General features: G+C 74.4%; 2 protein-coding genes. Both read left to right on the top strand.

Going from position 1 to position 2010, the window contains the following annotated elements:
* Nucleotides 1-1356, top strand: a 1356-nt coding sequence (locus J0670_RS36735; protein ID WP_207817117.1) for a prolyl oligopeptidase family serine peptidase, incomplete at its 5' end; no start/stop codon positions are given.
* Nucleotides 1357-1443: 87 nt separating this feature from the next.
* Nucleotides 1444-1821 carry a YrdB family protein gene (locus J0670_RS36740; RefSeq protein ID WP_207817118.1) on the top strand — a complete coding sequence of 126 codons (378 nt, stop codon included), beginning with the start codon at nucleotides 1444-1446 and terminating at the stop codon, nucleotides 1819-1821.
* The last annotated feature ends 189 nt before the right edge of the window (nucleotides 1822-2010 follow it).

Consider the following 2010-nt stretch of genomic DNA (forward strand, 5'->3'; position numbering starts at 1 on the left):
GACGTCCAGCTCTGGGTGCTCGGCCTCGACGGCACCCGGGTGCGAATCCGCTGGGACGCCGCCGAGTTCCCGTACGTGTGCGCCGCCTCCTGGGCCTCGGACGGCGAGGTGCTGCTCACCGTCGCCGACCGGCTCCAGCAGAACGTGCTGCTGCTGACCGCCGACCCGGCCACCGGCGCGACCGTCGAACTCTCGCGCACCACCGACGAGTTCTGGGTCGACGACCTGCCCGGCACCCCCGCCCGGCTGCCCGACGGCCGCCTGCTCACCTCCCACGACACCCCGCAGGCCCGCGGCCTCGCCCTGGGCGGCAAGCCGCTGGACACCTCCGGGCTGCAGATCCGCCGGGTGGTCGGCTGGTACGACGACCGACTGCTCTGCGAAACCGGCCAGGGCGACCCGGCCGACCAGTACGTCCACCTGGTCGACCCGGACGGCGGCGCCCCGGTCCTCGTCGCACGGGGCCCCGGCGTGCACTCCGCGCTCGCCGCCGGCGACACCCTGCTGCTCACCTCCGCCGCCCCCGAGGGCGTCCGCCGGACCGTACGGCGCGACGGCCGCGAACTGCCGCTCACCGACCTGAGCGCCGCCCTGCCGTACACCGTCCGCCCGCGGTTCGCCCGGGTCACCGAACGCGCCCTGCCCACCGCCGTGGTGTACCCGCGCGAGCACGTCCCCGGCCGCCGCCTGCCCGTCCTGCTGGACGTGTACGGCGGGCCCGGCTACCAGGCCGTCGCCACCGAGCCGCGCCGCTGGCAGCTCCGCCAGTGGTGGGCCGACCAGGGCTTCGCCGTGGTCACCACCGACAACCGGGGCACCCCGTTCGTCTCCCCCGACTTCACCCGGGCGATCTTCCGCCGCTTCTCCCAGGCGGCCCTGGACGACCAGGTCGACGCCCTGCACGCGCTCGCGCAGACGCACCCGGACCTCGACCTCGGCCGGGTCGGCGTGCGCGGCTGGTCGTACGGCGGCTACTTCGCCGCGCTCGCGGTGCTGCGCCGCCCGGACGTCTTCCACGCCGCCTGCGCGGGCGCCCCGCCCACCCACTTCCGGCTCTACGACACCGCGTACACCGAGCGCTACCTCGGCCTGCCGCAGGACAACCCCGAGGGCTACGCCGCCGACTCCCTGCTCGCCGACGCGCCCGGGCTGTCCAGGCCGCTGCTGCTGATCCACGGGCTGGCCGACGACAACGTCCACCCCTCGCACACCCTGCTGCTCTCCCAGGAGCTCACCCGGGCCGGCCGCACGCACAGCGTGGTGCCACTGCCGGGCGTCACCCACATGACTCCGGGTGGCGTGAACGAGCAGCTCGCCGCGGTCGAACTCGCCTTCCTCCGGAAGTCCCTGGGCTGACCCGTTGATCCGCCCGGGCCGGACTGGAACACTCCGCGTGACCGCCGCCCGGCCCGGGCGGCTCGGCGGGACGGGGAGAACGCGCGGATGAGGATCGAGAGACCGGGCCCGGTCGGACAGCGGCAGTGGACCCCGCTGACGGCGACCAACGCGGGCCTCGCCTTCGGGCTGGAGCTCGCCATGCTGGCGGCGCTCTGCTACTGGGGGTTCAAGACCGGCTCCAGCCTGGGCACCCGGCTGCTGCTGGGGATCGGGGCGCCGGCCCTGGCGGCCGCCGCCTGGGGGCTGTTCCTGGCCGCGGGCGGGCCGAGGTTCCGTCAGCCGCTCGCCGTCGAGATCGTGCTCAAGCTGCTGGTCCTCGGCGTCGCCGCGCTCGCCCTGCACGCCACCGGCCGGACCACCCTCGCGGCGGTGTACGGCGCGCTGGTGGTGGTCAGCGTGGCCGTGGAGTACACCGCGAACTGACGACACGTCAGTGAAGGGGCGCCGCACCGGGAGTGCGGCGCCCCTTTCGCATGCGCTCGACTACTCCCGACCCCTTCCACGTGACCCGTGACATGTGAAATATTACCCGCGCTTCACCTATTGATGACCGAAGCACCCCAACCCCCGGAAAGGACCGGTCAGTTGCGCAGACTGTCCGCGGCCCTCGCC

This window comes from Streptomyces sp. FH025 (assembly GCF_017427025.1).
In the GTDB taxonomy this organism is placed as follows: Bacteria; Actinomycetota; Actinomycetes; order Streptomycetales; family Streptomycetaceae; genus Kitasatospora.